Source organism: Butyricicoccus sp. AM27-36 (genome assembly GCF_003480945.1).
Lineage (GTDB): Bacteria > Bacillota > Clostridia > Oscillospirales > Butyricicoccaceae > Agathobaculum > Agathobaculum butyriciproducens.
The window spans coordinates 109,803-134,017 of record NZ_QUJR01000003.1 but is presented as its reverse complement, the minus strand read 5'-3'; the positions used below and the strand labels follow the sequence as shown (position 1 = coordinate 134,017).

Here is a 24,215-nt window from a genome sequence, read left to right as displayed (position 1 = left end):
CATGGACGACGGTTTTAAAAGCTGTCGTCCTTTCTTTGTGCATTTTACTGCACCAGACCTACCAAACTCTGCACTCCTATTGCGTGCTTTTCTGCACGATGTATAATACAGATACACAAATCGTTTAAGGAGGTAGTTCATATGAAAAAGCGTTTTCGCATCCCGATTATCGGCCTGATTTGCTGCCTGTTGCTGGGTACGATTGCTTTCGCAGTCAATGGCCGCAAGATCACTGCAACCTATGGAGGTATCACCATTTACCTGAACGGCCAGAAACAGGTAGCTACCGATGTAAATGGCAAGGTGGTAGAACCGTTGATCTATCAGGGTACGACTTATGTGCCGATACGTGCCGTCAGCGAATGGCTGGGTAAGACGGTTACATGGCAGGGCAGCACAAGTTCGGTTTTCATCAACGATTCTGTCTTTTCGGACAACGAAGTTGCAGCTGCTGAAAATGTAATCAGCGAGTTCTTTACACTGTTCGGCGATAAGCAATATCAGAAGATGGCTGCGTTGTGTACCGGCGATGCCGCAGGTTTTGATTACAGCTCCGGCGTATTCGGTATGAAAGAGGCAAAGTTGAAATCCTGCACCTACAACGGTGATTACTCCGCAAGAGAAAAGAAACTCGTTTTTGAGTGTTCTTTTGCAATGAAACCCGCCGCAAACTCGGTGTATGACCCTAATCAAACCAACACAACCTGCTTGATTTATGTCAAAAAAGTCGGCAGCCAGTTCTTGATTGATGAATTTGCAAGCGGTTTCTAAACCATCATTCATACACCAGATAATAAAAGGAAGAAATGGTTGTCACACCAACTCGGTGACAATCATCGAGAGTGCACTTGCATATGGAGGGATAAAATACGATGATGAATAAGTTTCAAAAAATGATGAGCGGCACACTTGCAGGCTGCCTGATGGCGTCCGCACTGATGATGAGCGCAGGCGCAGCAAATGTGCAGACCACCGTGATTTCCAAGGCGGGGGTGCAGGCTGCAGCGCAGACTGCGGCACAGGTTCGCACCGCCGTAAAAACCAATCCACAGAGCGCGGACATTTATGCAGAGGGCATTCCGGCTGCCTTCCCGAGCGAGGACGGCAAGACGGTTTACACGGCGCTGAGCTACAACGGCTCAACCTACATGCCGCTGCGCACGGTTGGCCGCTGGATGGGCAAAAATATCTCGTGGGACGGTGCATCGCGCACGGTGTTCCTGTCGGGTACTACGGAAAAGTCGTATCCGTGTGCGGATGACGATGCGTACCACAAGGAAGGCGTGAAATATGTCGGTGCGACCGGCACGGCTACGCTCGATAAGGGCGTGAAGGTGCTCGTGGACGGCAAACAGCAGACCTTCAAAAACCAGAAGGGCGTGACCATTTATCCGCTGTTTTACCAGAATTCCATCTATCTGCCGCTGCGCAACATCGGTGAGCTGACCGGCATGGACGTAACGTGGTACAGTGCCAAGGCGGAGAATGACGTGAACGCCATCTTCCTGCGCATGCCGCTGAGTGACAGCAAGCGTGCCGAAATGGAAACCTACGCGACAAATCTCATGAAGCAGCTGCTTGATATGCGGACGGATACGCAGAAGATCAAGAATTGTGCGTCTGCGGTGAAAAACGGCGGCTATACCGACTATGTAGTTACCGATAAGGCAACCGCCATGGCGGCGCTGGACTCCATCAAGCGCAAAGCGCAGACCATCCGCAGCGGCATGACCGAGCAGGAGAATCCGATCCGCTACTACAACAGCAGCCTGATGAACGAACTGGATTTCCTCATCGATAACGCGGACGCCGTGATGGACCGCGTGAAGAACGGGCGGGTCGTGCTCGGCAGCAGCAATCCGGATACGAGCGTGGTCGACCAGACCGCTGTCATGTTCGGCGCTGATAATACTATGCTGGACTGCGAACGCATGGTTCGTATGCTGCGGCAGAACATGGATAGACTTTTTTAATGCAAACCAAGACCATAAAAAGCTGAGGATTACCTCAGCTTTTTATCTATCCGACAATTTCCCAATTCCCATCTACCAGTTTCAGCGCAAGTTCAAACTGCGAAATCTGCGTCATTTTCATAACATTATCCAGTATTCTACTGTCACAGTTACCATTACAGTATCGCTATGCCTGTTCAACATTATACTTTTAAGCTGGCTGACTATATATGTAAGCATGGAATCATTGCTAACATAGTAAGATAGTCCTTTAGGTTGCCGTCGGCTATAATATGAAAAAGATAATCAAGAAATCCATAACACGCAACGAATAATAATCAATATACCGTAGCGATTATTTTAAAAATGTAAAACAACAGACAACAGCTTTCCAAAACGCCATTCGTCATCTGTGCATTTTACTGCAAAAATCATACTGAACTTTGCATTTTCAGTACAAATTCCACTTTTAATGGTATAATGCAAATATGAAATAAACAATTTACATACTCGATTATCTTTCACAATAACTGTAAAGCATTTTATAGTCTTACCCGCTATATTTGTGATAAATTATAATGGCTATTACAGGAGAAAAGTAATGAAAAAGAACCTTTCCATTTCATGTATTCTATTAGCTGTAGTAACTATATTCAGTCTGTATTTTTATCAAGAGCGCGAAACCAAAAGTTTACCTGCTTCCATTGAACCATACACCGAAACCGCAGTAATCTTATCAGATTATATCGATTTTGAAAAAAGCATTTATATCGGTCACAAATCCGACCATGAGATATTATATAAAAATTACACTGATAACTATATCAGGTCGGTTGACTTAAATACCCAAGAGCAACAGGAACTTATTAAATTGGACACGCAAACAAACGGCACCATGACAACCTTTGATTATAAGGATAATTGGTTTGTCTGGTCCGAGAGCCAAGACGCCGAACTGCGTGTAGGAAGTTCTATTGGTGAAAATTGGGCTGTATACGCGGCTGACCTGCGTACAGGAGAAATCATATTCGTAGACGGCGAAAACGATTTCTTCCCTAAAACACGGAATTTTGACCCGCACCCGTGGTCGCTTTCGGTAAATGGCAGCTTTGTTGTTTACGCCAGCTATACAGCTAATAAAGATGGTATTTACCCTGCAATAAAAATTTATGATTTGAACAATCATAAATTGGAAATTGCAGATACAGCAGATTCCATGCAAACCACTTTTGGTTCATCGTCTGTGAATGACAAAAATGTTGTTTATCTAAAATTTGATTCTAATGGCAGTTCCCTTTGGACATATGACATAGAAAAACATAAACGTATGTGTATCGAGCCGCCCGAACCGTTGCAGGAAATATGCATCACAAACTCTTTTATCGTAGGCGTTTCGGAGTGGCAGCCGCAAAAATCAGAATCGTTATACTGTTATGACTTCGCTCATAAGAAATGGTCAAAACAGATAGACGCCACCACGAAATTATATCCAAACAATATTGACAGCACCTTAGAATTTGCTGAACTGCAATCTTCAAACGATTTTATAACATGGCGTCCGATTACTGGAAATGCACTTTATGTGTGGGATATAACAACCAATAAAGTATTGGATTTGTCCGAAAATGTTTCTGGGCTAATTGATTATGTATTATATCCTTTTGATGAAGATTATCTGGTTTGGTGTGAAACAAATACACAAACGCAAGAAACTAAGTATCCATGTATAAAAATATCAAGTTCATCATAAAATTTCTGCGCTCGCCACCGCGAGAATAGAAGGCTCGTCTCAGAATCGAAACATTCTGCGACGAGCCTTTTTCCTCTTCGGTATTCGATTTTCACACTTCGTTACTTGCTACTTTTCCCCGTACAAACGCATACATCACCCGACGATTTTCCAATTCCCATCCCCCCGTTTCAGTGCAAGCTCAAACTGCGAAATCTGCGTCATTTTCGTGATGGTATCCAGATATTCCACCGCCACAGTTGCCGTTACGGTATCGCCGTCCTTGTTCAGCACCGTGCTTTTAAGTTGATTGAACGCATAGTCCGCGCACTTTACCGACGGCATAGAACCACCACTGACATAGTAAGACAGCTCTTTTTCTGTCGCCGTTGGATACAGCGTGAAAAAGGTAATCAGAAAATCCGCAATATCTTCGCTCTCAGCCGCAGAAATCGTTCCGTCGGGTTCTGCGGCTTTTGGCGTGTAGTTAGATTTTGCAGGCTTGCCGGTGATCGTCGGCGCTTGCGTAATGACCATATCTCCATTATCGTCCTTGTGGACGGCTGTTTTGTACACGCTGGATACAGTGTCTTTTTTCTTGCCGTCCGAGATCGTCTGCGCTACCGTGAACACGACCGCAAAATCGTTTTCACTGCCATTCTGCTCCACCGACCAAATCTGCACGTCTTGTACGGACGAAGAAACCGCAACGTCACTTTTCACGGTGTCAGCCGTTAATCGCTGCAGGTCCTCGGTCAGATAGCCGGTCAACGTGTCAGTCCGCTGTGCCACGGAATCCTTGTTACCGCTCCATGAATAGTAGGTTTTCGCAAAGTTCCGCACAAACGCTTCCACGCCGCTGGTATCCTCCACACGGCGCTCAACAATTTCCTTTTCGTGAACGGTATGTGTGTCGATTGCGGTAAAATTCTTATATACCGCAAACGCAAATCCGCAGACGAACAGCAGCCACAGTGCAATCACCGCCGGCTTGCGGCTGTTTGCCGTGTAGATACACAACTTCCTTGGTTTCTGCTGTTTTTCTGTCTTTTTCTGAAACATAATTTGTTCTCCTTTGTCTTATTTCTGTGCAACCACAGCACCGCCCCAGCCCCAGCCGCCGAAACCATAGTACGCCGTCCAACCCTCTACGGTGTCGATAGTAGTGCCGCCGATGTTGGAAATAATCTGACCGTTGCCAATGTAAATGCCGACGTGACCCGCATTTCGTCCGCAAGTGTCGTTCGTTCGGGACTGGTATACCGCCGGGTCATTGTAAACCATCGCACCGAGCGGAATATTCTTGCTGGACTTTCCGACCGTGTACAGCGCACGATTTTTGCCTGCACAGCAATGCTTGTCGATGGATACACCCGCTTTTCGGTAAACTTCTTCCGCCCATGCTTCACAATATCCGCCAGCAGCCGAAATACCGTACTTTTCTGAATTTCGCGCCACCTCGACAATGCGATTCTGTGCGTCCGTTCCGAGCGCATCACCGCCTGTAAGTGTCAGATATTGTTTTACCAACTTGACATAGAACATATTGCCGTAGTTATACCGCCAGCCGCCGTTGATCGGCGTAGAAATCTCGTTTTTATAAGTAACTTTTACGCCGCCGGAGTGCTGACGAGAAAACTCCTGTGCCAGTTCAAAAGTGTATCGTTTGCCGTTTTTCGCAACGAAATCCAGAAAGCCACTGCCGTAATTGTACGCTTGAATGATGGCGTCCATATCACAACTGAGCCGGTCTGCTTTCGCTACCAGTTCCGCAAAATACTTGCAGCCCTGTTTGATACTGTCCTCTGTGCCGAGCGTATTCACCGGCAATCCGGCAGATTCCGAGGACTGCATAACGTCCTCCAGCTTGCCCTCGCTTTCCACCTGAATAATAGCAAGCAGGACATAGACATAATCGCTGATACCGTTTTGCCGCGCATATTTCTCTACCATGGGTTGATGCGCGAGCACTTCTGCTGAGAGATTCACGCCGATGTACAAACCCGAACCGCTTCCGCCGCTCTCATCATCCGAAGCAATAATCAGAAACATCGACAGAAGTAAAGCAATCAGCAGTCCGCAGCCCAGGGCACCTGCCATTGCCGCCTTTTTCATCACTTGCGCTCACCTCGGCTCTCCGAACGCCGCTGTTTGCGCATGATTTTTCTGGTTTTCCGTTGCTTGAACTCCGCACCAAAGGTTTCTTCATCCAGTCCTTTCGGCATAGTCGGTGTATATCGTGCTTTCGGCTTATCTGGTACAGTTGGACGTTCTGCCGGGCGTTCCGGCTTGCGGTCTGCAACCACAGTCTGCGGCTTGTCCTTGACCGCCGGACGATCTTCCCGCTGTCTGGGTGTCGGTTCAATCCGTTCCGACCGAGGTCGATTCTGCGGTACAGACGGCTTTTCCGGTTCGGTTTTCTGCTGTTTGGGAACAGTTGGGCGCTCCTTTGGTGCAACACGAGTGCTTTCCGTTCTGGGCTTCTCCGTATTACCCTCATTGCGTTCTCTTTTTCGCTGAGATAACTGCTCCCGGCGGCTTGCAGTGGTAGTTCTACGAGATTCCATCTGTGCAGCACGCGCTTCTCGACGTTTCTGCATGGTTTCCCGCACACTTTCCCGTGCAGATTCCACATTGCTGCGGACAGCATATTCCGCATTAGTCGGTGCGTCCTTGACCTTTTGCACGGTTTCTGCCGCCTTATCCCGCACACGAGATGGCGTATCTGCAATCTTGCCTGCCGTTTCCCCTACTCTCTGACCGAGATTCTTCTTTTCCGGCTGAACGGTTTCACGGCTTGCACTTTCACGGTTAGCAGAGGTCGAAGCCGTCCGCTGGGTGCTCTGCACGGCGCGACGCTGTGCAGAACGTTTTCCCACTCCGACTCCTGCCGCAAACGGCAATGCCTTTCTCACAGCACGAGAGATCGTCCGGCGCGGCCGGTTTGTCATGGCTCGACCGACACGACCCGTGCCCTCATCACGCAGACCGATCATGCCGAGCAGTTTGTCGCGCTCCATATACACGCCCGCAAACACAATTACCTGCAGCAACACGACCACCACGAACGGCTTGCCGTTAGCAATCGTGTATGCCAGCGAGGACAGCACCAGCACAAACGTGGTCAGCAGCGTTGTTCCTACGCGCAGCATAATGGTGTTGAACAGCGAAATCACCGCCCGCCTGCTCGTTCCGGCAAACGCCGGAATCATGCCGATTAACAGGCTCACCGGCAGAAACATGGCGCTGATGATAAACAAAATCTGTGACAGGAGCATACTTCCTGTCAGCATAATTGCAAACGCCGACACAATCAGGTTGAAAATCAGGAAGAACACAGACAGGCCGAAACGGCTTGTCACCTCGGTTACAGTCAAATTGCCGTTGTCGTAATCTTCCAGTTCCGACTTTACGACCTCTTCTCGGTCTTTGCCGCGGTTTTCGTCCGGCGAAGTGCCGAGCAGGCTGTTTACCCGTTCTTCTCCGATATTCTCCACATCCGAATCGCCAAACTGCATGATAAGCCACGGCTGTTTCACTTGAATCCCGAACAAACAATCCCGAATCGCAGAAACGCCGGTGTTCTCACCTGCCGTGTCCGGCGCAAGGATTTTCGCGCTCACATCGACAATCCCATTGCTAATGTCGCTCGAAAACTCGTTGACTCCGCTAATCGCGGACGGCGCATAGGCAATCAGCCCGACCGACACCACAAACACAACGACGAAATTCAGCGCTACATGAAACGCTTTCGTTGTTTCGCGTTTGATTAAACCAGCATAAGTGCAGTACACGCCGACCAGTAGCGTGACAATCGCCATCATGCCTGGAAACAGGCCCATGCTGTCCAATCCGCTGGCTGACACGCCCGCAATCAACTGAATATTTTTGCCGATTGCACTTGCAGCGCTGCTGATGAAGTCGAGGTCATATGCCTGCTGAATCAGGTAGCCGACAGCATTGCTGATATAAAGATTCAGTGTCCACAGAAAATTCGTGAACAGGTAAATTGCATACTGTGCTGTTTTGCCGATACCATCCAGCCAGTTCCACGGCAGCCAATCCCACGAAGAATCAACATAAAAATCAAGCTGGTAGTTATCAATCGGATACCTGCTGAACTCGTGCGCCGTATCAATGGTTTCGTCCAGCAGTCCGGCGGCGTGCGCCTGCACCGTGAACAGATTGAGAAATAGAAAAGCCATCACAACCGCAACAAAGGCTGTAATGGCTAATTTCTGAACTTTCAAGGCATTTGTCACACGTTACACCTCGTTCCCTGTAACCGGCGGGCGAGTATCAAACGCATGGAACAGGTAATCAAACATGACATGGAACTTGATCACGCCGACACGACCGTACAGGTCTTGGGAAAGACACTGACCGTTTTCCAGATTGCGAAGCCGCTTCTGATTGTTTTCATCCTCGGAATCCAGACCGAAAAATTCGAGTGTTTTCTTGATCTCGTTCATATCCGTAGAGCGGAACGCGAACTTCATGCCGATGTTGTTCTTGATATTCTCGTCTGCCACATCACCGGCGTTCTGGGTGACAAAGTAAACGGCAGCGTTCATCGAACGACCGGCGCGAACCAGCTTGTTTGCCAGCGTTTTGCCCTGTGCCACATTGAGGAACGCCCATGCTTCATCAAGACCGACCATCTTGAAGATACTTCTGTCCGAATGGATAAAGTCCAGCGCAAAGGTGGAAATGACGATCAGCATGGAGATAGACAGCATTTCAATGGTGGTGTAGTTCGCAGGCGCGGTATCCTTGTCCGGCAGAACCAGATCGGCTACTTGAATGATATTCAGCTGCTTTTCAAGGCTGATGGTCTGCTGCACCTTGCCATTTGAGAACAACAGGTGCGCAAAGTCATAGTCCGTAAAGGATTCGATATGATCGGCAATCGCAAGCGCAGTTTCCGAGCCATCGTCCCGCAGCGCGTCAATGACGCGGAGCAGTCCGCGCGTTTCGCTGTTCGTGACAGCACGCACCGCCCGTCGCAGGACAGGAAACAGTTTGCCATCACGTGAGGAAATGCCCGTGAGGAAAGTCAGCACATCAAGCGCAAGGCTTTCTGCGTCCTTGGTTTTCCGCATGATGATATACGGGTCAAGCATACCCTTGTTTTCCTCGTCCGAGGTCAGATTTACAATGTTAATCTCGTCCGCGATCTCCGGCAGCTTTTCTTTCCACTGTCCGCGCTCGGATTTCGGGTCAAGGATAAGAGCCTGCGCGCCGTTCAGAACAGCGTAGTAAGTAAGCAGGTTGAACGACAACGATTTACCGCCGCCCAGAGAGCCGAGGAACGCGCCGGACAGCGCATTGGTAACAGAACCCTTAACGCCCTGTGCCGCCCTTGCAGGCTGCACATACACATTCTGGTCTGTATCGACATTGTAGCCGAGATAGATACCATCACGCTCACCGAGCATTTGCGTTGCACCGAAACCCAGACCGGCAAGAAAATCACTGGTGACATACTGCACATAATCGTTCATATACCGCTTACTGGACGGGATAAATTCGTTATGTAGTCCCATCATATCACCGATAGGCCGCACCAGCTTAATGCTTGCGTCATCGTAGAAGTCGCGCACCTGATTACAGCGGCGTTTGAGTTCTTCCACATCCGGCGCGGTAACGCGCACCACATAGGACAGCTTGTACATACTTTCCTTGCTCTGATCGAGAACGGTTTCCAGTTCGTCTACGCTGTCCAGCGCTTCTGCCACCTGATTGGTGGTTTCCGAGTTGTTTTCCCACGCATGGTTATCGAGGTCTTTCAGCTCCTTTTTCTTGTTGCGAACCGTATGAAGAGCAGCTTTGTTCGTGATAATCTCAACATTCATTGACGTATCAATCGCAAAGTCAAACTGCTGCTCCTGATAGTAGAAAATCTCACTGGACGGGAAATCCAGCTCACCGACTACATCCGAAATCGTAAAGTACGCAACGTAGCTTTCCGAATCCTCGGACTTCATGTGTAAATACCGCTGTTTTTCCTCAATCAGACAACGGGCAGGCTTGATAAGATCGTACTTTTTCACCAGTGTATCACGCTTGCGTTTTTTAAGTGGCAGCGTAAACGCAAAATCTTCATAGGCCGTGCCGGTCCTGCCGTAGATATGCTCCAGCAGATAGCCGAAGTCATTCTTATTTAGCCGACGCACCTTGAAGCGGCGGGACAGCTTGTTTTCCATCAGCTTTTCCATGCGGGAATAACGGCGGATTTCGTCGTTTGGCATACTCACGAAATCACCCATGAAAGAACTGCTGATAGCGTTTGCCGCATCGAACAGCACATTCTTGACCTGTTTTCCCACATCTTTCACGGACAACTCCTTATCCGTCACAACCAGCTTAAAGCCGAGGAAAAAGCGGTAATCGACCTGTGTATCACCGAGAGAAGCAATCAGATTTTCCGTCTGCTCGTCAATCTCGGCGCAAGCGATCTCTTTCAGCCGTCCGGTCACGCTTTTCTTGGAACGCTCCTGTGCGGCGCGGATACTGCTTTCCGTACTGATCTGCAAAGCGTGAATCTTGCCATCACGGTTCTGCGCGATCAACTGCCGGAAAGCATCATGCACCGCGTCTTTCTGTTCCAGCGACAGGAACGAATAGTTGAACGGAATCAGTTCGTAATAGGCAAAACACTCGCCCTCAATGTTCCAAACAAGGTTATTTTCAATATATTTAATCGGATACGGCACGGATAATCTCACTCCTCACTACGGTAATATCCGCGTTCTCGCGGTGCTTTTTCAGCCGGACAGGCTTTCCGGCAAAGGTGACTTTCGGGCGCAGCGCATAGGCGATCACCGAGCGCAGAAAACTGTACGGTTTCTTGCCGTCAAAGGTCTTTTTGCTCATAAACCACGTCACACCGAACGGAATACAGCACAAAATCAGCGGATTATGAATAAACGCCAGCGGCGGCACTCTGCGGAGCATGAACACCAGCACACCGCTTGCCGCCAGCCAAAGCAGCTGGGTCACGGTGACAGGTGTCGGCAGTTTTGCGTCACCGAACGAGTATATTACCTGTTCGACTTTCCATACACTGCTGTAACTTCTTAGTTTTTTCAAATTGCAACTCCTTTTCACTTTTCTACATTATATAAGGCAATACAACATAATTGAACAAGAGCGATTTACGAGTAAATTTTGCGTACTGACGCGGCGCGTTTTTGCGGTAATACTTGATGTATTACCGTGAAATCGCAACAAAGTCAGGACGCAAAATTTCCGTAAAGCGCCGCAGCTTTAATTGTGTTGTATTGCCTATGGGTATAGGGGGAGAGGAACGAGTTCCAGCCGCAGGCGTCTTTCCTCTCCCCCTGCACGGTTGATGTATAACTCCCTGTCGGCAGTTACACACAGCCGTGCTTCACCCCCTCACCATTCTCGCAGCGGCCCTCCTTTTATCGAATCAGTTCAAATACACCGTCTTTGGTTTCCACAAAATCGCCCTCCATCGAGAGGTCGCGCCCGTACTGCGCACTGTCAAAATACCGTCGTAGCGTTTCATCTGAAATCAGACCATCATCTAACATCTGTTCCGCTACATCGGCTGTTGTGTCACAGCCGCTCCACAGGATAATATCGTCCGCGTGTTCGCAGAAATCCTCCACGCCGCTGTAATAACTGAGCAGAGAACCCATGTTGTCCCGAATGTAGTCCGGCAGGTCCTCCACCATTTCGCACAGTCGGTTGATCTCCTCGATAGGCGTATACTCCCCGATTGCGAACGGCAGTTCATAATCGTGGATGGCGTATTCCTCGTACTGTTCATTCAGACCGATACGCTCTCTCACTTCGTCCATGTCGATAGGAGGTTCAAACCACGCGCCAACGAGTTCGCCCTCGTTGTATTTGCCGAGATTGGCAATATAAACGCGCATTTCTTCCATAATTTCACCTCATTCCATAAGAAAAGGCTGACTTTTCAGCCAGCCTTACGCACCGAGAATCTGATTGAACAGACTCAGCAGAACATCCTTCACGCCTGCCGCGTTGAACACCAGACCAACCGACAGCATGGCCACCACAAGAAAACCGATCAGCTTGGTAAACTCACGCTTGAAGCCGAGATACAGGCCGATCACCACGATAGCAACCAGCACCAGCGGCTGGGCGTTCGACAGCAGCCAGTTATACAGATTTACGCCAAAATTCATTAGTTATCCTCCATCTGAATCATTTCATTAACAGTTCGCATCTTCTGCTGAATGATTTTTCGGTGCTTGTCCCGCAGTTCCGTGTTGTCCAGAATATCCTTTACATGGGACGTCCCGCACTTTTCGTCAATCAGCATGAGCATTTTCGCCGTTGGTGCCACCTGATGCGAAAACCAGTTCAGCGTCCGTTCCAGCGTGTACGGCTCGGGTGCAGTTGTCAGTTTGAGCATATTGCGGTGCTTGCCGATAAAGGTTTCCCACACGGGATTCAACGGCCACTCCTCACGCGATTTGCCGCTCTCCTTATCCACAAAGCGCACATAACGGTTGATAATGCCGAACGCCGTTTGTTCCGGATTCTCGTTTGACACGAGATCGTACACGGCGTTGTCCGCCCGCTCATTTTTCAGCCGGATTTCAAAGCGGTTCTGAATGTCCGCCTGTTCGAGCGGCGTACCGTTTTTCACAAGCTGCTCATACGCTTTCTCGTAAAGGCAAAAGTACAAATCGGACTGCATCGAGCCGATGTACAGCGTTGCGCCCATGTGGGCGCTGTCCTGCTCCTGCCGACTGACCAGCCCGCCCGAGCGAAACGCCCGAAAACTGCGGAACACCGAAACGCATTCCTCCTTGCGGCATTTACTGATGAGAAGCGGAATATCCAGCATACCCACCAAGTCATTCACCGCGAGGTCTACCCGTTTGAACACCGCCTTTTCTTTCATGCACTTGCGGAAAAATTCGTACCAAGTCCGCTTTTGTCCGTCCAGATACGCTTCAAACTGCCGACAGCCTTTGCCGCGCAGTTCGAGCAGCACGCCCATTTCTTCCAACGGCGAGGTCAGCACCATCACGTCACCAATCCGGTAAGTGCTCGTGTAGCCGTACATTCCACGCGGCTCCTGCACCAGATATTTCATTTTCAGCCGAAGAACATCTTCGATGATATGCTTCACATCCATTGTTGGAAAGCGGATACGCACATAGTCGAACAGCAGTGTCAGCGGCTCAGGGTGCAGCCGAATGAGCGCGTCTTTCAGCCGCTTGCGTACCTTTTGCGGCACGGATTGGTTTTCCTGCTCCAATCGGCGGTAATATTCCGTTGTCAGTCCGGCTTCAACTGCCATATCCTGTTCGGATATGCCAATTTGCATCCGTTTTGCCCGAAACTCCGTTATCCAAGTCCTGTTTTGCAATTTTACCTCCGTTTCCTGTTGATTTTGTACAAAGTTTTGCGTAGTTCGCCTATCTTGTCCGATTTGTACCCCCCTGTTAGATAAAGGGGGTTCCGACGTTCGGGCGCGGCTGATGCCGCGCCCAACGCACCGTTCCGTGCCGTCGGCTTTCGCGCTGCACGCCGCCGCACGGACGGCGCGAGGGCATAGAAAAACGCGCAGAGTTCTTTCCTCTGCGCGTTTTGCGTGTACATATTTAATTTCAAAAAAGCAGCGCCATATAATCCTGACGCCCATCAAGTACACGGGTAACTTCTACATATTCGTTGCCCACAACACGATAGAACACAATCTGCTTTGCTACTACTAAAAACCGAATGTCCGTATCTACCGCATAGCGACTGCACAATTCTGTGCCCATAAACGGATTATCCTCTAACAGCATAATCGCGTCATACACCCGACGAGTTAATTTTGCTGCTGCTGACGGATTGTTAAGCTGCTCCCTAATATATCGTTTCGTTGCCCGCATATCTTCAACAGCAGTTTTCTTAAATTTAATTCTCATTCAGCAATACCCAACATAGCCCGGGCCTGCTCGGCAGAATAGCTTTCGGTGCAATCATCGCCCTTTTTCAGTTCTTTCACCAACCGTGCCAGAGCCTTTGCCTTAACAATTTCCGCATTATCTCCTGTCACTGCAAAGGGGAAACCGCCTGCATTTAATGACTGCTGAAAAAACACATTGATTGCGTCCGTGAGTGTCAACCCCGTTTTTGCATAAATCTGCTCCAATTCTTCACGAATTTCAGGATTCATGCGAATACGGAACATATCTGTTTTTGCAGAAGAAATAACATTATCCATCTTGCAGACCTCCTTTTCAAATTTAGTATAACACATCGTATTCTATGCGTCAATTATGTAGCTACATTGTTGCTACATAATTATTTTGCACACCTCCCAATCTCCTGCAAAAAGTCGTATCCTTTCGGCACAATCGGAGTATAAAACTCCGTAATCACCCCCTTTCCGGTATCGGCATAACCTCTGCCCTTGATATTCTTGAAAAAGAACTCCTTTTTCGTTTCGCCAAACATCATGCTGTATCCGAGTTCGGACATTCTGCCGAGCGCAACTCGGAAGTTAAACTGGTCGCGGGTACCGTCACCGAGATATTTAGCATCCGGGCGCTGACAGGCGAGAATCAGGAAGAATCCCGCCTGCCGTCCCAGCATGACAATCTGCCGCAGCTTATTCAACACATCTTCGCGCTCCCTGCTTGTCAGCATTTCCATGAACGCAACGTACTCGTCAAACACGAGAAAATGCGGTGAAAGTCCGAGATATGCATAGTTTTCGCCGGTTTTGTAATTTTCCATGCGCTTCATATCCGCACTGCGTTCGTGCATTGCCGTGCAGAACTCGGTGATACACTGCACGATCTCCTCTTTGCGGCTGCATACGTTCGGCAGGACGGCAGACAAATCCGCTAAGTCTGCGTTTTTCGGGTCAAGGATGTATAAAGCTGCATTGGTTTCCAACAATGCCCGAATCAGCGTCAGGATAAAGTACGTTTTACCGCCGCCTGTACCGCCTGCGATGAGCATATGCGGCAGGCTGTCAAACTCCCAATAGGTGTTCTGCATGAGCCGCATTTTGCCATGCTCCACACGCACCTCAGAGATTGGGATACGGTTAGCAATCATGTCATACAGCAGCGTGTACTCTATAAATCCATCCAGCAATTCTCTGCTGACAAGCTCACAGTACAGACCGCTTTCCAGCTTGTTTTCCAAGCGCAGCAGCGGTTCTTGAAACTTTCCGAGTGTGATCTCCACCGTGATATGCAAAAGCCCGTTTTCCATGCGGTAATAAATGCGCGGAAAACGGGCGATCTTCGGTTTTGAACTTGCGGGCAGGTCCTTGAAAAATCCTTCCGCTTGCTTTACATCGTTCTGCTCATACCATTGGTTTTCCAGTATCATACGCGCCAGCTTTTGCCGGTGCTGCATTTCGTGCAGCGTGTCCGGAAATCGGCGGTACAGCAGCCATACCGTCACGGTACACACTTTCCCGCCCATCGCCGCGCTGAACAGCAGATAGGGCACGGATGGATTGCGCCAGTCCGTGCGGATATTCAGCAATACAAATGTCACAGCAAACACCGCGAACAGCAGGAAAAACACCGTTCGGAACACCAAATCTTTATCGCTCGGGCGAATCCGCCTGCCGCGATTTCTACACAGCCTGTGCATTACGATTTCTTATCTGCCGGAACATCCTTGTGAGGCTGGCTGTTCTGTGCGGGCGTTTTGAGCACCAGATCGTCCGCCTTGATGTACCAGTCCACCTCGGCGCTGTTGCCGAACGTCACATGGGCGATCGCACCGAACATCGGGTTGACCAACTTCACTTCCGCGTTGTACGCAAAATCGCGCACCGGAACGGTTGCCGGAATACTGACCTGAATCATGCGCCCCTGCTTGTCGCTTTTCAGATCGTAGGTGCGCTCCTTGACCACCTCGGACGGCGTGCCGTCTGCGTTTTCCTCGAACACCTCGCGGCGCATTGCCGAAAAACGCAGCGTGCCGAGCGTTGCTTCATTTTCACCGAAAAAACCATTGCTGAATCTCATAAATCGTACCGTCCTTTCTCGTTTACGCCTTTTCCATATCTTCCGCGTGTAGAATGTAGTCCACGAACGCGCGGCCGTTGATCACATAGCCCTCAGCTGTCACCGACGGGTTCTTGAGCTTGACCGGCTCCATGTATGCGAACTGTTTCTGACCAGCCGCACCGTCGATCACGACCTCAATATCATCCGCACGCTGCACATCGCTGAACAGCTTGTAGCGGCGGTACAGCACCTTGGTCTGGGTGCCGTTGCGGCGGGTATCGCCGCGCTTTACCTCGGCCGGACCGCCAAATTCCAGATTGCCGAGCGACTTCGCCATGTTAGGGATCACAAATTTCAATTCCATATAAAGACCTCCAAATTCTACTTCATTACTTCCGCGATACCCGCCATCACATATTCTGCGCACGGCAGGGCAATCGAGTTGCCAAGTGCTCGATAACGGGCATGATCGCTGATTTCTTCATTCATGCAGCCGTATTTTGTCCAGTTTTCGGGCAGACCCATCAGCCGCTCACATTCCAGCGGTGTCAGCACACGCAGGAATCCGTCTTGTTCCTCACCCTCGTACCAAAACGAAAACGGCGCCGTTACACTCGCAAGCAAAGTTGGGAATGGTTCTCCTCCTCGTCCGAAGCTGGCACAGAACCCTTTCCGATCTCCGACCTGTGCCATAGTTCGCATCCGCCGAAGGGAAAACGGTCTGACGATGGGTACCTGCCGCCCTGTTTGAGCAGCAGGTACTCCACCTCTTTGGGTGGCGGACAGCCCGCCCGGACCGCCAATCGAAGAAAACGGGAACATAGTCCGGGGCTTAAATAATACTTCTCCGGCACGCTGGCCTGCAAAATCCGCCACGACGAACACGCGCTTGCGGCGCTGTACGAGGGCGGGTTCTCCCCAATACTGGGCGTCCAGCAGTCGCCAAGCGGTATCAGCGCATCCCCCTCGCACCATTCCGGCGTGTGCCCATCCACGAGAAGGCACTGAAACCTCGGCACCTGTGAACGCACGGAGCATGGCTGCAAAATCCAGCCTGTCATTTGAAGAAAACGCTCCCGCAACGTTTTCCCAAATACAGAAAGCTGGATACCAACCATTGGTTGCATATCTCATCTCCTCGATAATTCGCATGGCCTGATAGAACAGGCTGGATTTTTTGCCCGCGAAACCGTTTCTCGTGCCAATCTGCGACAAGTCCTGACAGGGCGAACCGAATGTAATCACATCGACCGGCGGTATCTCTGCACCGCTGATCTTCGTAATGTCACCCAAGTGCAGCATATCCGGGAAATGCCGTTTGGTGATGGAGATCGGGCGTGCTTCAATCTCGCTCGCCCACACAGGTTCCATGCCGCAGTGCATCGCCGCCAGCGGAAACACGCCGATTCCATCAAACAGGCTGCCGAGTTTAAGTACGGTCACGCGCATACCTCGTGCGGCCCATCGTGCCGTGGATACGACAGTTGCCGGTGCGGATTTTCTTGCCGCGCACACGGGCAAGGCAGTCGCAGTGCTCGTCCGGGTCCAAGTGTGCCCCGCAGTGCGGACAGGTGTTGTAGTACATGAGTATCCCTCCTGCTATTACATGAATTGTCATACTATCTGTACGCTGAACGGCGGCGGTCTGGCAAACAAACAATAGATTTTATATTGAGTAAGCATGATCTTTTCCTTTTTCGGGTAATGAAAAAGCCGTCCTTCTTTGAGAACGGCTTTCGCTTTACCAGTTTTTGGCGTAATATGGTTTGTATTTTAGGAAACAGCTTGTCCTGCTTTATTTTTGTCATTTTACGGTAATTTTGTTGTTCTTGTCACACCGCAGCATGAAAAGGCTTGTACAAATTCCCCTCAAAAGTTGTTCTTATCCCATCGTACCAGAGCAAAAAGCCAGAATAACCTATGACAACCTTCTCCGCCTGATCGACGACCCGGATGTTCGCGAGCCGCTCAAATTCCTGCGAGAACGAGAAGTCGTGCATTTCCAGCGGTTCGGAGACGCGCTGCGCGTTGTGCAGGATAATCTGGATGCCAAGAACTACTATGCCTATAACCCGTCCATCGACATCCGGCCCAAAGAGAAATAACGCATTTGCAAGGAGATGGTCCCTGACCGTCTCCTTTTTTGTGCAAATACTGCATCAATCCGGGTCACTGTGCAAAACAAATTTGAACACTTTACTGTGTAAAGTGACTTTTCTTTTCCGTGCATTTCTGCTATAATGCTATTAAGTAGCGCATATTATATATTTGCCTGATCACTATCGGACAGGCCTTCGCATAAATTTCAGTAAGTAGGGGAACAAGCATGAAAGAACAGAAATTGGTCATCACCGGTATGGGCGCTGTTACGCCGATCGGTATTGGTGTGGACGCATACTGGTCCGCACTGGTGGAGGGACAATGCGGTGTAGGAAAAATTACCCGCTTTGATGCATCCGAACTGCCCGTGCAGATCGCGGCAGAGCTGAAGGACTTCGATCCCGCTGCCTACATGCCGAAAACGCTGGCCCGCACGATGGACCCGTTCATGCAGTTTGCCTTTGTTGCGGCCGAGGAGGCTCTCAAGGACAGTGAGCTGTCCATCGAGAGCGAAAGCGACCGTATCGGCATCGTCATGGGCACTGCAATGGACGGCGTTACCACCGTTGCACAGACGCAGGCTGCGTTCGACGCAGGCAAGCGCGTCGGCCCTCGCTTTGTGCCGATGACCATCGGCAACATCGCTGCCGCCCAGATCGCGATTGCTCACGGCATTCACGGCCCGAGTCTGACACTCAATACGGCATGCTCAGCAGGCGGCGACGCCATCATGACCGCAGCGATGCTGCTCCGCTCCGGCGAGGCAGACGCGGTTCTGGCAGTCGGCGGCGAGAGCATTCTGTGCCCGATCGTGGTTTCCGGTCTGTCGCAGGCAAAGGCGCTTTCCCGCCGAAACGATGCCCCCGAGCAGGCGTGCCGCCCGTTCGACATTGACCGCGATGGCTTCGTTATCGGTGAAGGCGGCGGCGCTCTCCTGATCGAGACCGAGGAGCATGCACTCGCCCGCGGCGCAAAAATCCACGCCGTACTCGCCGGTTACGCGAACACCTCGGATGCACACCACGTTACTGCGCCCTGCCCGGACGGCGAAGGCGCTTCCCGCTGCATGAAGCTGGCGCTCAAGAAGGCTGGCATGCAGCCGTCCGACATTGGCTATATCAACGCGCACGGCACGTCCACGCCGCTCGGCGACAAAGCCGAAACGCTGGCGGTCAAGACCGTGTTCGGCGGCCGCGAAAGCGCACCGCCGATGAGCTCCACCAAGTCCGCGACCGGCCACCTCATGGGCGCCGGCGGCCTGACCGAAGCCATCGCCTGCATCAAGGCCATCGAGGAAGGCGTTCTGCCGCCCACCCTGCACCTGGCAAAGCCCGATCCGGAATGCGATCTGGATTATGTGCCGAATACCGCGCGCAAGGCGGAAATCAACGCTGCAATGAGCAATTCGCTCGGCTTCGGCGGACAGAATTCCAGCCTGATTGTTGCTCGGTACGAGAAACAGTGAGGCGGTAGGAGTGAGAAGCTTGTGCAGCAATTCTCCTCCTGTCAAACAATAAACAAACAGGGACATCGGCATGCAGCCTGTGTCCCTGTAAGATTTTTCTTCTTGCAATTCCATGATTGTGTGGTATTATAATATTCGTTAAGTAGTTTTTAACTCTACATACAACCCATTTCCTGAGGTAATTACGAATTGCTAATTCCCCATACAAATTATTACGAGGTGATCCCTTGAGTCACGAATACACCTATGATATTTCCATGTTCCGCGACACATTTGAAACCCGTTTCACCTATCTGAACGGTTTTCTTCGCAATGTTTCGCGTTTCGGCAGCCGACCGGCACTCTTTGACCCGCGTTCCGGCCGCCGCTGGACCTACCGCGAACTGAACGCCGAAGCCAACCGTCTGGCGCATGCGCTGCGCGCGGACGGCGTCGGCAAGAACGACGTTGTCATGTTCACCCTGCTCAACTCGCCGGAGTTTGTTTTCTGTTATCTGGCGGCGCACAAGATTGGTGCGATCGCGTGTCCGGTCAACTACCGGCAGGGCGCAGGCGAGATTGCACTCGTCATTGATGACAGCACGCCCAAGGCTTTCATCTATGACGCCGAGTTCGGCGAGCTGTCCGGCGGTGCGCTCGACCTGTGCGAGAGCAAGCCTGCCATCAAGATCGTTGTCGGCGCAGACGATGCCGCACCTGCCGGTCAGGTGCGCTATGCGGATTACGTTGCCGATCAGCCGGAGAACGACCCGCCGATCGACTTCGACCCGCACATCTACGACGAGACCACCCGTCTGTACACCTCCGGCACAACCAACCGTCCGAAGGGCGTGCCGATCAACAATATCAACGAGGTGCTTTCCGCGCATGACGTTATGATGCACTTCCCTCTCGGTCCGACCGACCGCACGATGAACATGACCCCGTGGTTCCACCGCGGCGGCATCCACTCCGGCGGCCCGTGCCCGACCCTCTATGCGGGCGGCGAAGTTGTCATTCTGCGCGATTTTGCACCGAAGCGCTGCCTGGAATATGCCGCTAAGTACAACATCTCGTTCCTGATCGGTGTACCGACCATCATCGCCATGCTCGCCCGCACGCAGGAGCGCACCCCGCACGACCTGTCCGCGCTGCGCGGCATTGTCACCATGGGCGCGCCGTTTGAAAAGAGCGCATGTGAGAAATATATGAAGCTGCTCACGCCGAACATTTTCAACGGATACGGCACAACGGAATCCTTCTGGAACACATTTCTGCGCCCGTTCGACCTGCCGGATAACGCAGGCTCGGCCGGCCGCTCGTGTACGGATGACGAGGTCCGCATCGTAAAGCTGCGCGAGGACGGCTCCCATTCCGAGCCGGACGACCTGGTCCCGCACGACAACGTGGCCGAGGGCGAGATCATCATCTCCTCTCCGGCAAAGAGCGCATTCTGCTACTACAACAACCCGGAAATGACCGAACAGAAGTTCTACAAGGGATTTCTGTACACCGGCGATGTCGGCACATGGGACGAGAACGAGTTCGTCACCGTGCGCGGCCGCAAGGACGATATGATCGTTTCCGCAGGCGAAAACATCTATCCGCCGCAGATCGAGGCCGTGCTGAACGACCATCCCAAGGTCGCAGAGAGCGCCGTTATCGGTGCGCCGGACAAGCTGCGCGGCGAAGTTGTTGCGGCATATGTTGTGCCGAGCGACCCCTCCCTCACCGTTGAGGAGCTGAAGGAGTACTGCACGAACAGTCCCGTGCTGTCCTCGTACAAGTGGCCGCGCATCTACAACATTGTCGATTCCCTGCCGCACACCGCGACCGGCAAAATCATGCACCGCGCCCTGCGCAAGCAAAAATAACCCAGACAGCACAAAAGGAGAATGGATTCGTTCCATTCTCCTTTTTACATCTACAACACGTTTACAGTAATCCTTGCAGCGACAGCGCAGCCGCCAGCGCCAGCAAAATGGCGATCAGCGTTTTCAGCACGCGCAGGAATCGTTCTCTTGTGACAAACCGCCGCCAGCCTGTCGGCTTCGGGTCCGGAGGAAGCATTTCGTCCGGTGTCGGCTTATGGTCGAGCAGCCTCACGTCGCAATCCTTGCATTTACGAACATTCTCGACGTATTCCGCGCCGCATTTCGGGCACCAAGGCATAATTCGTTACTCCTTCCAGATGAAAATCGGCAGCGGCGGATCATTTTTGCGGTTCATCCACTCACAGCCGAGCACGGTATAGGTTCGGTCGTCGAGTTCCCGCAAGTGAGCCAGAAGCGCGTCGCGCTCTTCATAGCCGTTTTCCTTGCCGTAATAGAGCGCAAGCGCCATCAATCCGCCTTTTTTGAGCAGATTCAGTCCCGCATCCACAGCAGGCAGTGAAGTCTCTGCGGTGGTGAATTTTGTCGGGTCTCCGCCGGGCAGACGGCCGAAATTGAACACGATGCAATCCACGGTCTCCGGTTCGGCGTAGTGTGCCATGTTAGCGTGGCTGTCGAGGTAAACCTCGGCGCTGAGGTGCTCCTTCGCCAGCAGCTCGCGGGTCTGCCGGACGGCATCCTCCTGCACATCAAAGGCCAGCACACGGCCGTTTTCGCCTGTCAGACGGCACAGCAGTGCTGTGTCTCTGCCCTTTCCCGCGGTCGCATCAATACAAAAATCGCCTTCCCGAACCTGCCGCCGGAGCACATCATGCACAACCGAAAGTGTGTTCATGCTCTGCCCTCCTCAAAAGCGGCTGCCGCCGAGCGCGCGCGCGATTTCGTCCCGCGCAGCCATGAGCGGCGCACGCAGCTCTGCCACGCGCTGGTCGGTCATGCGGCTGACCGGCGCAGACAGCGAAATCGCGTAGGACGCGCGTCCGCGGTAGTCCGGAATGGCGGCCGCAATGCAGCGCACGCCAAGCTCGTTCTCCTCATTGTCGAGCGCGTAACCAAGCTGACGCACCTTGTCGATCTCACGAAAAAACGCGTCCTCATCGACGATGGTGTGCTCGGTCCACGCATGCACATCGCTGTGCTGCCACACATCGCGCACCTCTGCGGTGTCCCATGTGGCAAGAATTGCCTTCCCGACGCCCGTACAGTACAGCGGCAAGCGCATGCCGATGCGCGAGAACATGCGGATGGCAGACGAGCCATTATCCACTTTATGGATGTACACAATGTCCTTGTCGTCGCGCATGACAAGGTGAACCGTCTCATCCGTGCACTGCTCGAGCCGTTCAAGCGACGCGCGTGCTCTCTCAACAATATCCAGATTATCCACAATATAGCTGCTCAACTCGCACAGACGCATACCGGCGCGGTAGACGCTGGTTTCCGCGTCGCGCTGCACATAGCCGCGCGCACACATGCTGGTCAGCAGACGGTGAACCGTGCTTTTGTGCAGGCCGGTTTCCGCAGACAGGCCGCCGATGCTCATGCCGTTGCGGCTGCGGCACAGAGTTTCCAGCAAATCGAATGCGCGGTCGAGCGATTGAACGGTCGATTGCTCCGCCATGAAAACGCTTCCCTTCGTTCCGTATTATAAAACACATCTCCATTATACAGCAAAGCTGCACAAAAAACAAGGGATTATTTTGGTGTGGTCGCCAAATTTGGATTGGTCACTTGCGAAGCAGACGGAATTTGCGCTGACACCGCGCGGGCGCAACACAAGGCGAGTTGCCCGTCGGGTAAGAGAGCGTTCCCTGTGGGATAACAGTGCCGCGCAACTCGTTTATACGTTGTTGCGTCTGTCACCTACGAATAAAGCTGCTGATAAACACTATCTTGCAGGGAGCGAAATTTCTCCTTTTACAAAGCAAAACCACAGTCAAAACGACTGTGGTCTGCGTAAAATGTTTGAATCAGACGTTGAAACGGAACAGAACAACATCGCCGTCCTGCATCACATACTCCTTGCCCTCGGAGCGAACCAGACCCTTTTCGCGGGCAGCAGCCAGCGAGCCAAGCTCGATGAGGTCCTTATAGTTGATAACCTCAGCGCGAATGAAGCCGCGCTCGAAGTCGGTGTGAATCTTGCCGGCAGCCTGCGGCGCCTTTGTGCCCTTCTCGATGGTCCACGCGCGAACCTCCTGCTCGCCGGCGGTGAGGTAGCTCATCAGGCCGAGCAGGTCGTAGCAGACCTTGATCAGACGGTCCAGACCGGACTCGTGCAGACCGAGTTCGGACAGGAACATCTCCTTCTCCTCTGCGTCCATGCCGGCGATATCTTCCTCCAGCTTTGCGCAGATCGGCAGAACCATCGCGCCTTCTGCGTCTGCAATGGCCTGTACCGCCTTGAGGCGCTCGTTCTCGGTATCGTTGCCGGTAAAGCCTTCCTCGTCCATGTTTGCTGCGTAGATGACCTTCTTCGCGGACAGCAGATCGCTCTCACCGATGACGCGGTCAATGTCCTCGTCCTCGCCAAAGCCCTCGAAGGTGCGGGCGGTCTTGCCCTCCTCCAGATGCGCCTTCAGGCTCTCGAGGATCTCCACGTCACGGAGCAGCTTCTTGTCTGCCTTCGCAGCCTTGCGGGTGCGCTCGAGACGGCGCTCGAGGTGCTCGATGTCCGCAAGGATCAGCTCGAGGTTGATGGTCTCGATGTCACGGGCCGGATCGACCGAGCCTTCAACATGCACGATGTTCTCGTTGTCGAAGCAGCGGACAACGTGAACGATGGCGTCAACCTCGCGGATGTGGGACAGGAACTTGTTGCCAAGGCCCTCACCCTTGCTTGCGCCGCGCACCAGACCGGCAATGTCAACGAACTCGACCACAGCAGGCGTGGTCTTCTTTGCGTGATAGAGATCGGTCAGCGGCTGCAGACGCTCATCCGGTACAGCAACCATGCCGACGTTCGGGTCGATGGTGCAGAACGGATAGTTTGCGCTTTCCGCGCCTGCCTGCGTAATTGCGTTGAACAAGGTAGACTTGCCGACGTTTGGCAGTCCGACGATGCCGAGTTTCATAATGTAATTCCTCCAACTTTATAAGGGGATTTTCTGCTCCCCGTTT

General features: G+C 52.0%; 25 protein-coding genes. 6 read left to right on the top strand and 19 right to left on the bottom strand.

Going from position 1 to position 24,215, the window contains the following annotated elements; genetic code table 11:
* The first annotated feature begins 141 nt into the window (after nucleotides 1-141).
* From DW724_RS05770 to DW724_RS05760, 3 genes are all read left to right on the top strand, one after another.
* Nucleotides 142-771 (top strand): copper amine oxidase N-terminal domain-containing protein, encoded by a 630-nt coding sequence (locus tag DW724_RS05770; protein WP_118667912.1) that lies wholly within the window; start codon nucleotides 142-144, stop codon nucleotides 769-771.
* A 101-nt stretch (nucleotides 772-872) separates the two neighbouring features.
* A complete protein-coding gene (locus DW724_RS05765; protein WP_118760937.1) occupies nucleotides 873-1,973 on the top strand; it encodes a stalk domain-containing protein in 1,101 nt (366 codons plus the stop codon).
* A 580-nt stretch (nucleotides 1,974-2,553) separates the two neighbouring features.
* Nucleotides 2,554-3,702, top strand: coding sequence for a hypothetical protein (locus DW724_RS05760; RefSeq protein WP_118760936.1), 1,149 nt, complete (start codon nucleotides 2,554-2,556; stop codon nucleotides 3,700-3,702).
* 135 nt (nucleotides 3,703-3,837) lie between these two features.
* On the opposite strand, the gene DW724_RS05755 is transcribed toward DW724_RS05760, so the two are convergent.
* The 15 genes from DW724_RS05755 to DW724_RS15565 all read right to left on the bottom strand — a co-directional run bounded on the left by DW724_RS05755 (nucleotide 3,838) and on the right by DW724_RS15565 (nucleotide 17,244).
* Nucleotides 3,838-4,743 carry a conjugal transfer protein gene (locus tag DW724_RS05755; protein ID WP_118760935.1) on the bottom strand — a complete coding sequence of 302 codons (906 nt, stop codon included), beginning with the start codon at nucleotides 4,741-4,743 and terminating at the stop codon, nucleotides 3,838-3,840.
* Between the two features lie 18 nt (nucleotides 4,744-4,761).
* Nucleotides 4,762-5,796 carry a lysozyme family protein gene (locus DW724_RS16375; RefSeq protein WP_118760934.1) on the bottom strand — a complete coding sequence of 345 codons (1,035 nt, stop codon included), beginning with the start codon at nucleotides 5,794-5,796 and terminating at the stop codon, nucleotides 4,762-4,764.
* Nucleotides 5,796-7,931, bottom strand: coding sequence for a CD3337/EF1877 family mobilome membrane protein (locus DW724_RS05745; RefSeq protein ID WP_158580225.1), 2,136 nt, complete (start codon nucleotides 7,929-7,931; stop codon nucleotides 5,796-5,798). The genes DW724_RS16375 and DW724_RS05745 overlap by 1 nt, the downstream gene beginning before the upstream one ends.
* 15 nt (nucleotides 7,932-7,946) lie before the next feature.
* Entirely contained in the window at nucleotides 7,947-10,397 is a 2,451-nt protein-coding gene (locus DW724_RS05740; protein WP_118760932.1) for an ATP-binding protein, read from the bottom strand.
* Entirely contained in the window at nucleotides 10,381-10,773 is a 393-nt protein-coding gene (locus DW724_RS05735; protein ID WP_118760931.1) for a conjugal transfer protein, read from the bottom strand. Before DW724_RS05735 ends, DW724_RS05740 begins: the two co-directional genes overlap by 17 nt.
* A gap of 335 nt (nucleotides 10,774-11,108) precedes the next feature.
* On the bottom strand, nucleotides 11,109-11,600 hold the full coding sequence (locus DW724_RS05730) for an antirestriction protein ArdA (RefSeq protein WP_442861263.1): 492 nt from the start codon (nucleotides 11,598-11,600) through the stop codon (nucleotides 11,109-11,111).
* 42 nt (nucleotides 11,601-11,642) lie between these two features.
* A complete protein-coding gene (locus DW724_RS05725) occupies nucleotides 11,643-11,864 on the bottom strand; it encodes a hypothetical protein (protein WP_117491625.1) in 222 nt (73 codons plus the stop codon).
* A complete protein-coding gene (locus DW724_RS05720; protein WP_243105695.1) occupies nucleotides 11,864-13,018 on the bottom strand; it encodes a replication initiation factor domain-containing protein in 1,155 nt (384 codons plus the stop codon). Before DW724_RS05720 ends, DW724_RS05725 begins: the two co-directional genes overlap by 1 nt.
* A gap of 283 nt (nucleotides 13,019-13,301) precedes the next feature.
* On the bottom strand, nucleotides 13,302-13,607 hold the full coding sequence (locus DW724_RS05715) for a type II toxin-antitoxin system RelE/ParE family toxin (protein WP_116704823.1): 306 nt from the start codon (nucleotides 13,605-13,607) through the stop codon (nucleotides 13,302-13,304).
* The gene (locus DW724_RS05710) at nucleotides 13,604-13,906 is read right to left on the bottom strand and encodes a type II toxin-antitoxin system RelB/DinJ family antitoxin (RefSeq protein ID WP_110437267.1); all 303 of its coding nucleotides are present in this window, start codon (nucleotides 13,904-13,906) and stop codon (nucleotides 13,604-13,606) included. The genes DW724_RS05715 and DW724_RS05710 overlap by 4 nt, the downstream gene beginning before the upstream one ends.
* Nucleotides 13,907-13,986: 80 nt before the next feature.
* Entirely contained in the window at nucleotides 13,987-15,297 is a 1,311-nt protein-coding gene (locus DW724_RS05705; protein WP_118760929.1) for an FtsK/SpoIIIE domain-containing protein, read from the bottom strand.
* Entirely contained in the window at nucleotides 15,297-15,677 is a 381-nt protein-coding gene (locus tag DW724_RS05700) for a YdcP family protein (RefSeq protein WP_116704821.1), read from the bottom strand. The genes DW724_RS05705 and DW724_RS05700 overlap by 1 nt, the downstream gene beginning before the upstream one ends.
* A gap of 22 nt (nucleotides 15,678-15,699) precedes the next feature.
* Nucleotides 15,700-16,023, bottom strand: a complete 324-nt coding sequence (locus tag DW724_RS05695; RefSeq protein WP_116704820.1) for a YdcP family protein — start codon at nucleotides 16,021-16,023, stop codon at nucleotides 15,700-15,702.
* 17 nt (nucleotides 16,024-16,040) lie between these two features.
* Nucleotides 16,041-17,102, bottom strand: a complete 1,062-nt coding sequence (locus tag DW724_RS05690; RefSeq protein WP_118760928.1) for a DNA cytosine methyltransferase — start codon at nucleotides 17,100-17,102, stop codon at nucleotides 16,041-16,043.
* Complete coding sequence (locus tag DW724_RS15565; protein ID WP_158557278.1) at nucleotides 17,089-17,244, bottom strand: hypothetical protein; 156 nt, start codon at nucleotides 17,242-17,244, stop codon at nucleotides 17,089-17,091. The genes DW724_RS05690 and DW724_RS15565 overlap by 14 nt, the downstream gene beginning before the upstream one ends.
* Nucleotides 17,245-17,503: 259 nt before the next feature.
* Between DW724_RS15565 and DW724_RS05685 the strand changes: the two genes are divergently transcribed.
* The 3 genes from DW724_RS05685 (at nucleotide 17,504) to DW724_RS05675 (ending at nucleotide 21,077) form a co-directional block, all read left to right on the top strand.
* Complete coding sequence (locus tag DW724_RS05685; protein WP_442861254.1) at nucleotides 17,504-17,764, top strand: manganese catalase family protein; 261 nt, start codon at nucleotides 17,504-17,506, stop codon at nucleotides 17,762-17,764.
* A 221-nt stretch (nucleotides 17,765-17,985) separates the two neighbouring features.
* Nucleotides 17,986-19,224 (top strand): beta-ketoacyl-ACP synthase II, encoded by a 1,239-nt coding sequence (gene fabF, locus DW724_RS05680; protein WP_118760927.1) that lies wholly within the window; start codon nucleotides 17,986-17,988, stop codon nucleotides 19,222-19,224.
* A 227-nt stretch (nucleotides 19,225-19,451) separates the two neighbouring features.
* Nucleotides 19,452-21,077, top strand: coding sequence for a class I adenylate-forming enzyme family protein (locus DW724_RS05675; protein ID WP_202183509.1), 1,626 nt, complete (start codon nucleotides 19,452-19,454; stop codon nucleotides 21,075-21,077).
* Nucleotides 21,078-21,138: 61 nt separating this feature from the next.
* On the opposite strand, the gene DW724_RS05670 is transcribed toward DW724_RS05675, so the two are convergent.
* The 4 genes from DW724_RS05670 to ychF all read right to left on the bottom strand — a co-directional run bounded on the left by DW724_RS05670 (nucleotide 21,139) and on the right by ychF (nucleotide 24,169).
* Nucleotides 21,139-21,375, bottom strand: coding sequence for a hypothetical protein (locus tag DW724_RS05670; protein ID WP_118360196.1), 237 nt, complete (start codon nucleotides 21,373-21,375; stop codon nucleotides 21,139-21,141).
* A gap of 6 nt (nucleotides 21,376-21,381) precedes the next feature.
* A complete protein-coding gene (locus DW724_RS05665) occupies nucleotides 21,382-21,930 on the bottom strand; it encodes a class I SAM-dependent methyltransferase (protein WP_118760926.1) in 549 nt (182 codons plus the stop codon).
* Between the two features lie 12 nt (nucleotides 21,931-21,942).
* A complete protein-coding gene (locus DW724_RS05660; protein WP_116704818.1) occupies nucleotides 21,943-22,716 on the bottom strand; it encodes an IclR family transcriptional regulator in 774 nt (257 codons plus the stop codon).
* 349 nt (nucleotides 22,717-23,065) lie between these two features.
* Nucleotides 23,066-24,169: a redox-regulated ATPase YchF gene (ychF, locus tag DW724_RS05655; protein ID WP_118647278.1), complete on the bottom strand. Its 1,104-nt coding sequence runs from the start codon at nucleotides 24,167-24,169 to the stop codon at nucleotides 23,066-23,068.
* Nucleotides 24,170-24,215: the final 46 nt, after the last annotated feature.

Bases quoted from the DNA above. Each gene is read 5' to 3' on its own strand.
- DW724_RS05700 (WP_116704821.1), bottom strand. From the start codon at position 15,677: ATGAGATTCAGCAATGGTTTTTTCGGTGAAAATGAAGCAACGCTCGGC.
- DW724_RS05770 (WP_118667912.1), top strand. From the start codon at position 142: ATGAAAAAGCGTTTTCGCATCCCGATTATCGGCCTGATTTGCTGCCTG.
- ychF (WP_118647278.1), bottom strand. From the start codon at position 24,169: ATGAAACTCGGCATCGTCGGACTGCCAAACGTCGGCAAGTCTACCTTG.
- DW724_RS05765 (WP_118760937.1), top strand. From the start codon at position 873: ATGATGAATAAGTTTCAAAAAATGATGAGCGGCACACTTGCAGGCTGC.
- fabF (WP_118760927.1), top strand. From the start codon at position 17,986: ATGAAAGAACAGAAATTGGTCATCACCGGTATGGGCGCTGTTACGCCG.
- DW724_RS05665 (WP_118760926.1), bottom strand. From the start codon at position 21,930: ATGAACACACTTTCGGTTGTGCATGATGTGCTCCGGCGGCAGGTTCGG.
- DW724_RS05720 (WP_243105695.1), bottom strand. From the start codon at position 13,018: ATGCAAATTGGCATATCCGAACAGGATATGGCAGTTGAAGCCGGACTG.
- DW724_RS05670 (WP_118360196.1), bottom strand. From the start codon at position 21,375: ATGCCTTGGTGCCCGAAATGCGGCGCGGAATACGTCGAGAATGTTCGT.
- DW724_RS15565 (WP_158557278.1), bottom strand. From the start codon at position 17,244: ATGTACTACAACACCTGTCCGCACTGCGGGGCACACTTGGACCCGGAC.
- DW724_RS05705 (WP_118760929.1), bottom strand. From the start codon at position 15,297: ATGCACAGGCTGTGTAGAAATCGCGGCAGGCGGATTCGCCCGAGCGAT.
- DW724_RS05725 (WP_117491625.1), bottom strand. From the start codon at position 11,864: ATGAATTTTGGCGTAAATCTGTATAACTGGCTGCTGTCGAACGCCCAG.
- DW724_RS05695 (WP_116704820.1), bottom strand. From the start codon at position 16,023: ATGGAATTGAAATTTGTGATCCCTAACATGGCGAAGTCGCTCGGCAAT.
- DW724_RS05685 (WP_442861254.1), top strand. From the start codon at position 17,504: ATGAAAAGGCTTGTACAAATTCCCCTCAAAAGTTGTTCTTATCCCATC.
- DW724_RS05755 (WP_118760935.1), bottom strand. From the start codon at position 4,743: ATGTTTCAGAAAAAGACAGAAAAACAGCAGAAACCAAGGAAGTTGTGT.
- DW724_RS16375 (WP_118760934.1), bottom strand. From the start codon at position 5,796: ATGAAAAAGGCGGCAATGGCAGGTGCCCTGGGCTGCGGACTGCTGATT.
- DW724_RS05710 (WP_110437267.1), bottom strand. From the start codon at position 13,906: ATGGATAATGTTATTTCTTCTGCAAAAACAGATATGTTCCGTATTCGC.
- DW724_RS05715 (WP_116704823.1), bottom strand. From the start codon at position 13,607: ATGAGAATTAAATTTAAGAAAACTGCTGTTGAAGATATGCGGGCAACG.
- DW724_RS05760 (WP_118760936.1), top strand. From the start codon at position 2,554: ATGAAAAAGAACCTTTCCATTTCATGTATTCTATTAGCTGTAGTAACT.
- DW724_RS05660 (WP_116704818.1), bottom strand. From the start codon at position 22,716: ATGGCGGAGCAATCGACCGTTCAATCGCTCGACCGCGCATTCGATTTG.